Origin of the sequence: Mitsuokella apri (assembly GCF_051886055.1) — a bacterium.
Lineage (GTDB): Bacteria > Bacillota > Negativicutes > Selenomonadales > Selenomonadaceae > Mitsuokella.
Genome location: NZ_JBJEXT010000052.1, coordinates 24,636 through 32,853 on the forward strand (window position 1 = coordinate 24,636; position 8,218 = coordinate 32,853).

At 52.1% G+C, this 8,218-nt stretch carries 4 protein-coding genes; all 4 read left to right on the top strand.

From position 1 onward, the window contains the following. Window positions 1-155: 155 nt before the first annotated feature. The 4 genes from ACI4OH_RS08095 to ACI4OH_RS08110 all read left to right on the top strand — a co-directional run bounded on the left by ACI4OH_RS08095 (window position 156) and on the right by ACI4OH_RS08110 (window position 7,703). On the top strand, window positions 156-4,583 hold the full coding sequence (locus tag ACI4OH_RS08095; RefSeq protein WP_439784566.1) for an EAL domain-containing protein: 4,428 nt from the start codon (window positions 156-158) through the stop codon (window positions 4,581-4,583). Window positions 4,584-4,587: 4 nt separating this feature from the next. Further along, the gene (locus ACI4OH_RS08100) at window positions 4,588-6,417 is read left to right on the top strand and encodes a sensor domain-containing diguanylate cyclase (RefSeq protein WP_439784567.1); all 1,830 of its coding nucleotides are present in this window, start codon (window positions 4,588-4,590) and stop codon (window positions 6,415-6,417) included. Between the two features lie 154 nt (window positions 6,418-6,571). Next, on the top strand, window positions 6,572-6,976 hold the full coding sequence (locus tag ACI4OH_RS08105) for an addiction module toxin RelE (RefSeq protein ID WP_432646804.1): 405 nt from the start codon (window positions 6,572-6,574) through the stop codon (window positions 6,974-6,976). A gap of 136 nt (window positions 6,977-7,112) precedes the next feature. Then, the gene (locus tag ACI4OH_RS08110; protein ID WP_432646805.1) at window positions 7,113-7,703 is read left to right on the top strand and encodes a hypothetical protein; all 591 of its coding nucleotides are present in this window, start codon (window positions 7,113-7,115) and stop codon (window positions 7,701-7,703) included. Window positions 7,704-8,218 lie beyond the last annotated feature (515 nt).

An 8,218-nucleotide genomic window follows, 5' to 3' on the forward strand; every position in this document is an offset into this window, starting at 1 on the left:
GAAAATTCGGTAAAAAGTCAAACGAGCGGCCCCGTTTAGAAGGAACGCGGCCGCTTTCTGTCGTATATATCTATAACGAATTGATTTTATTTTTCTGCAGGAATTTGCAGATTTGCATGAGGGGAAGGAAAAATTCGGGGAGGGGGCAGGATACCATGGAACAAGGAAGAGACAGAAATCAAGATAAAAAAGATAAAGATGAGGCAGGGCAGGGCCCTGTACAAAATGGTGCCAATCGTGATGGTGCCAATCGTGCTGGAAATGATTTCGTAAAAGGAAGAAATGACGTTACCGTACTCATGGGACGCACGGCCTTTTACAAAGCGGCGCTTGAGCAGGCTGCCGAGGATAAGGACCAGGGCGTTTTCGGCAAACACTGTCCTCTTTATTTCAATATCACGAATTTCAAGATTTACAACTCCATCCATGGCTATCACGGCGGTGATGAGATTTTGCAGCACATGGCCCGCCTGCTGCAGGAAACGTTTCCCGACGACCTCATCGCGCACCTTTCGGCCGACAGCTTTCTCGTGCTGGCCACTTCCGAAAATATCACGCAGAAGGTTGAGCACATCTGCTGCACCATGCGCCGCTATATCAAGAGCCCCGGCATCGAAGTCAAGGCCGGCCTGCGCTTTTACGACCCCCGTCAGGAAAAAGCCCCTGTCGTAGGTTCCTTTGACCAGGCGAAGATGGCCTGTGATTCCATCAAGAAAGATGCGAACCGCTGCTGGGCCGTCTACGAGGATGACATGGGGAAGCGGCTCGTGCTGCAGAATTACATCCTCGAGCATTTTGACGAAGCCATGCAGAAAGGCACTATCCGCTTTTATCTGCAGCCCATCGTGCGCACCTTTACGGGCAAGCTCTGCGGCGCGGAGGCCCTCGTGCGCTGGGAGGACCCGAAGTACGGGCTTTTGACGCCAAATCTCATCATCCCCGTGCTCGAAGAGGCCGGCCTCATCCACAAGCTCGATGCCTATATCATCCGCAAGGTGGCGTCGCTGCTCTGCTATCAGCGGGAAAATGACCTGCCGATGATGCCGATTTCGGTCAATATCTCGCCGCTCGATTTCACGCTGATGGACCCCTTTGCCTTTGTGGAAGACGTCATGGAGTCTTTGCATCTGCCGCATGCTTACCTGAACCTGGAGCTCACGGAAAGTGCCCTCGTGCGCGATAAGAGCAGGCTGCAGAAAGCCATCACGCAGTTTCGCGCGGCCGGCTACAAGATTTGGCTCGATGATTTTGGCAGCGGTTATTCTTCCTTGAATGTGCTCAAGGATTATGCGTTTGATTTTCTCAAGCTCGATATGGTCTTTCTGCGCCATTTCACGGAAAAGAGCCGCGATATCATCACGTCCGTCGTGCGCATGGCCAAAGAAGTCGGCATTCATACGCTGGCTGAGGGCGTCGAGACGAAAGAGCAGGTCGCGTTCCTGCAGTCGATTGGCTGCGAAAAGATTCAGGGCTATTATTATGGCAAACCGATGTCCTATGAGGACTTCCATCAGTATTACAGTGAACACCATTATGAGGTGGAAAAGCCGCAGGAGGAAAAAATTTATCATCAGCTCGGCCTGCTCAACTGCATCAGCGAGGCATCTCTCGGCATCGGGCTTTGCGATGGGAAGAAGATTTCCCTGATTTTTGCCAATGAGTCCTTTGAGAAAAATCTGCAGGCCAGGGGATTTCAGGATGCCCGGCAGTGCAGAGAGTACCTGCTGCAGCCAAAGCATCCCCTGTGCATCCGTTCTTTGGCGATGCTCAAGCGCATCCACAGCCTTCATCAGAAACAGGCCCGTATCTTCATGGAGAATGGGCGTTATTTCCGCGTCACGGCCGAGCTCCTGTCCGAGACGGAAAGCCTGCGGGCATACCGCATTTCGCTTGACAACATCACCTTGGAGAATCAGGAAACACGGTCAGTGCAGCGTTTCGATACCATTATGCACAATCTCTACATGACGTTTCAGGATATCTTTCTGCTGAATCTCTCTAGGGATACGTGCGAGCATCTGGCAGGCAGGGACGTATCGGTGGAAAGCAGCCGGATTTATCATGGCATTGATGATTTTTTCCGCCATTATGCAGAGACGCGGCTTCCCGAAGAGGAACAGGAACGGTTTTGCGGTTATCTGAATGGACAGCACCTGCAGTCGTTTTTCGCAAAAAAAGGCGGCCTGCACGCGATTGACAGCTTCCGCGTCCGTCAGGCCGACGGCAGCCTGGTCTGGATGCGCTTCGACGCCCTGCGCATTCATCTCGTCGGTTCGGAGGAAATTCTCGTCAGTGCAGGACCGCTGTCCTTTGAACTGCAGGACAAAAAGGATCAGGTTGACCGCATCGCCAGGTCCTTTCATATGCCCGTGGGCGAAGAGACTTCAGCATCCGTCCTGCAGGACGCACTGCTCTGGCGCAGTTTTGCAGAGCCCACGGAACTCATGCTGTTCTGGAAGGATAAAGAGCGCCGCTTCGTTGGGGCTAATAAGGCCTTTCTCGATTTCTTTGGTTTTGCGGGACTCGAGAATATTATTGGAAAGACCGATGACGAGCTTTCCCTGCATATAAACGACCGTCCGTTCCGTGAAGTGGAAGAAAAAGTCCTGCAAACCGGCAGGACCGACCATTGGCGTCTCGGGGAATGTGCCGTGAAGGGAAAATCTGTCCTCGTCTTTTCGACGAAGTACCCGCTGTACCGCAGCGGACGCGTTGCAGGGCTCATCGGGATTGCCTGGCCGATGGAAGAGACGCAGCGCAATTATCAGAATGCGACATACGATGAAGATACAGGACTGCTCAATTACCGCGGCATGCTCATAAGCGGGATTGAGTTCATGGATAATTATCTGCGCAATGGCCAGGATTTTGCTGCCGTCTATTTCTACGTGCCGGCCTTTGACAAGATCGCGCAGAAATATGGCGAAGAGACGCGCCTTCATCTTCTGCAGCGCATAACGGACGTGATTTACAAACGGCACAGGCGCGGCGGCATCCTCGCCCATATCGGCTCCTGCCGCTTTGTCGGTTTTTTCCCGAAAGACAAGGGCGACGTCAGCACGCGCGTTTTGGAGGTCGCCAATGCCATCCATGAAATCCGCTCCATCGACGGCTTTCCGTGCACGCTTTATCTGCAGTATGCGATTGGCTATGGCTCCGAGACGGAAAATATCGAGGCCCTGCTTCATCTGCTGGTCGGACGCATTGAAGAAGCACAGAAAAACAAGCTCGGCGAGTCCATCTACATCGGCGACCGCATCGCGTTTGACCGCGAGAAATTCGACTATATGGATGAGCGCATCTACATGTGCGACCCCGAAACGTACGATCTCGTCTACCTCAATCGAGCCGAATACAGGGATTTCCATCTGCCGGACGATTTTTCGTGCGAGGGGAAGAAATGCTACGAGGTTTTTGGCGACGGCAAGGCACCCTGCGAGTTCTGCACGAATCATCTGCTGCGCCGCGACCGCTTCTACAGCTGGACGCATCACAACGCCGTGTCGGGAAACGACTATCTGCTGCGCGACACCTTTGTGCCATGGCGCGGCAAAAATTACCGCTTCTCGATGGGCATCAACCTCAATGAATATTTGAACCGTGACATTGCAGCCAACGAAATCCTGTACCGCGAGGCATCGATCAATGATGCCATCAGCCTTGCTATGGGTGAGGACGACCCATCCGAGGGCATCCGCAAGCTGCTTTGGAAAATCGGTTCTGAACTTTCTGCCGACCGCATCTGCATTTTTGAGCTCGATGAGGGCGGCAGTACAGTGGGCAATACGTATGAATGGTGCAGGAGCGGTGTCGAACCGATGCGGGAAAAGATGCAGCATCTGCCGCTGAATCCCTGCTATATTTACGAAAATTTCCGCGAGAATCATCTCGTCATGATTCCCGATTACCCGAAATACATCAAAGAACATCCGGATGCACAGACCTATCTGCCGGATATCCACCGCTTTGCGGCCGTGCCTTTAAAGATTGCCGGACAGATTATCGGACATTTGCAGATTGTCAATCCGCAGATGTCGCTTTTCCGCGCGACGAACTTCCTCATGATGACGCTGAGCCGCTTTATTGCGAGTATGATCCGCAGCCGCAGGTCCCTGCGGGAGCTTGAGCGCATGAGCTGCCGCGACCAGCTCACGGGCCGTTTAAACCGCCATGGACTCAGTCAGTATTTTGCCTCTTTGCCGGAACATACGTCGTGTGCCTTTATCTTTGGCGACATCAATGGCCTCAAGCGCATGAATGATGAGCACGGCCATGAGGCCGGCGACCGCCTGATTACGACAGTTGCCGATATCATGCACAAAAAGCGGAAAGAAACGGGGAAAGGACACGTCTTCCGCATGGGCGGCGACGAATTCCTCATTATCATTGAAAACATCGGCGAAAAGCAGGCAGAGGCTTTTCTGACGGATTTGCGCGCATCCTTCCGCAAACACGGCGTCAGCGTGGCGCTCGGACACCTCGTCTGTATGACACCGCTTGAAAGCATGGACCCGATCCTCGTAAAGGTGGACCGGGCGATGTATGAGGACAAGGAAAAGATGAAAATGAGTAAGAAAGAATGAAAATATGAAGCATATGAGTATCCGAGACTTCAGGGAAAAACTGCATAAACATGGTATCGCCTGGATTCCGGCAGCGGTTTTCCTCGTCGGTGCGGTGGTGTGGGCCTTTGTCATGCATGCCCTTTATGTGCGTGAAGTGGCAGCGATGCACGAACGCGCGCATCTCGATGCCCGCATTTATGCCGACGAGCTGCAGCAGGATTTCGTGGACAGCGAGTCCATGCTCAGAGCACTCAATCTGGCGATTGCCAATGAACCGAACCACAAGATGCGGAATTTCCAGACCGTTGCCGCGCATATGCTGGCGAAAAATGGCGCACCATTGGAATCCATCCGGTTAGCGCCGCAGGGCATTGTCACCGATATTTACCCGGAGGACAGTCAGGAACGCCGCCAAAAATTTAATCTGTTCCAGGATGACGATACGATTGCGGCTATTGCCCGGGAAAGCAAAAATTCTGGAGAACTGACAGTGCAGGGACCGGTGGACTTGCAGCGGGGCGGACAGGCCCTTATTATGCGCATGCCGGTTTTTGTCCTTGACAATGGGAACGAGAAGCCTGTATTCTGGGGCTTTATCATCGCCGTCATCAAGACGCCGGACATCTTCGCCAATACCGTGCAGAATCTCAGCCGCACGGATTTTGCGTATGCACTGGAAAAGACGGAGATAGGCGGCAGCAGCTATCAGACGGTATTGCGTTCCGAGGAAAAGGTCGTGGCGCCGGAGCAGTTTGAATTTTTCTATGGCGGTTCCACATGGCGGATGCTCGTCTCGCCAAAAGGCGGCTGGCGTCATGACCCGTTCCTTGAATACATCGGCGCGCTGAGCTTTGTCTGCCTGACGCTGCTCACCATCCTGATTTGGTTTTTGCTGTCCTTGCGCAAGCGGCAGGAAGGCATCCGCCGCTTGGCAGTTACCGACCATTTGACGGGGCTTTTGAACCGTCACGGCATTGAAGGGGCCGTCAGGGCGTTTACCGAAGCAAAGGGAGATGTTCCCCTGGTCGTCGTACAGCTCGATATCGACGACTTTAAATTCATCAATGATGTCTATGGCCATGCGGCCGGCGATGCCGCTCTGCAGCACCTGGCGATGCTCATGCATATCTGTTTCCCGAAAGACGCGATTCTCGGCCGTATGGGCGGCGATGAGTTCCTCATTGTACTCTTTGACCGCAATATCAGGAAGATGGAGCGCATGGTCTATGATTTTGGCGCAGTGCCAAAAGAATTCAACTATGGCAATCGGGGCTATCATTATACGGTTTCCATGGGTTATGCGGTACTGGCGCCGGATTCCCCTGACGGGCAGACACCCAGAGAGGTCTGGCATGCGGCGGATGTGGCCCTTTACACCATCAAGATGCGCGGCAAGAACGGCTGCTGCCGCTTCGCACCGGGCATGGCGAAGATGCGCAACGTCCAGCTCGGCTTTTCCCTGCGCGACCTCGCCATCCATCTGCCAGCCGCCATCCTCATTTACGAGGCAGAGGATGAGAACATCCTCTTTGCCAATGATGAACTCGTCAAGATGTTTGACTGCGACGACCTCGACGATTTTATGGCTTACACGAAGAGCAATTTCCGCGGCATCGTGCATCCGGAGGATTACGACCGCGTAGAAACGAGCATCTGGCGGCAGATTTATCTCAATAAGCTCAAAGGCTGTGCCGATGATGCCGTCGATTACCGCATCGTCACGAAGAAGGGGAAGATTGTCTGGGTCATCGACCGCGGGCGGCTCGTCAGCAGCGAATACTTTGGCCGCATCTTCTATGTCGTCCTCATCAAGGATAATGAAATGGAAGAAAGGATGGACCGCTTCTCATGATTTTTTGAGGAAAAGCCTCGGGCCGGGTTGATGCAGCCAAGGAATCGTGATATAATAACGGCAAGATATATGTAAGACACGCAACGATGCGGTAAACCCGCACCCTGCGTGTCTTTTTCTTTTATTGTGTTGGAAAAAGAGAGGGGCATGCCTTATGAGAAGCTTTCCACTGTTTGTTGAGCTTGAAGCCAAACGTGATACCGTCAATGCCAAATTTCACCGCGAGACAGAGCCGCAGATTATCGAACGCCTGAAAGAGTTCGGCTTTGCGCCGCGCGAGGACGGGGATGACCACGATATGTACATTAAGGAGAAGAGTACGGGCAATCTCTATCTTCTGACCTGCAGCGCCTATGAGATTACGGTCATGTTTGAGCACATCAAGACGGGCGAAGGCATTAAGATCTGCGAGATCAGCAATTTTGCCCTGAGTGCCCACACCATCATGAACATCATCATTGCCTCGATTGACAGCTGGCTGCAGTACGGTGTTGTCTACGACTACCGCACGGCACAGCATTTTACGGAAGGCAGCGAGACGGCTGCGGCAGCCAGATAAAAAACGAAAACAGCACAGGGGAGCAAAGAGAGAAAAGGAAGTACAGCGAAGCCGTGAGAAAGCACGCAAAACGCGCAAAAAATGGTATAATGATTTTTAGAGTCGATTTTAGCAGAATGAAAAGGGGAATGCATCGATGAAGAAAATCATAGCGGCCAGTCTCATGGTCCTCGCACTCTGCCTGCTCGCACTTGGCTGCGGACAGGCCAAGCTCACTTCTCAGGAAGTCAAGGGCAGCGTGACAACGCTGCAGATGGACCTGCCATTTACGCTCGAGCAGCAGGCCAAAGAAGTCGCGGCGCAGAACGATTACGTTACGAAAATCACGGATAACCGCATCACGCAGGCCAAGGGCATGGATTTCCATCTGACGCAGTTCACGACGTACGTCATGAATCAGGATAAGATGAAGGCCGATGCCAAGACAGCCGAAAATCAGAAGAAGTTTGAAGAAAAAGCCCTCGATGGCTATCTGACGGCTTTTGAGAAAAACGCCAAGGCCACGGAGAAATCGCGCGATGCTAAGACGGTGACGATTTCGGGCAAGGACGCGACGGTCACGACCGTACAGTGCAAGATGAAGGGCGAGGATGAAACGCTCAAGGTCGTCTTCCTGCCGCTCCCCGAGGAGTATTGGTTCATCGCTTTTGCCTATCCAAAGGAACACGAGGATGACCAGGGCAAGCTGGCTGACAAAATCATCAGCAGTATTCAGGTCAAGGAATAAGCGTGGGAAAAAGAAAAAACACTTTTTACCAGATAATTTTCAGATAGCTTAAGCGTTTTTTCAGATTACCCTGTTACACTATGTTTGTCGATGGGAAAGCCGATATCCCCAAGGGCTCCCACGACAAGTGAAGTGAATCCCACTTCCTCCATTTCTCTCTAATAAGGATAAATGATTCTTTCCCAAGAGAACGGGCAGCTGCTAATCCCACAGCTGTCCGTTTTCGTTTTTTAAGTTTTTTGTAAAAACATGTTGACAAGCTGGGGAAAAGCGTGTAACATAATACAAGTCGCCGCGAGAAACACGGAGTACGAAGGATGAACAAGCCTTGACTGGCAAGCATCTGAAAGCAAAGGGTTTCGAGTTCAGATAAAAAAGAAATTTAAAAAATCTCTTGACAAGCTGAATGAGCTGCGATATAATAATAGATGTCTTAAGGGACAGAAAACAAAAGATTCCGAAAAGACAAAGTTGTTCTTTGAAAACTAAACAATGCAACATGAATCATTTGTGAT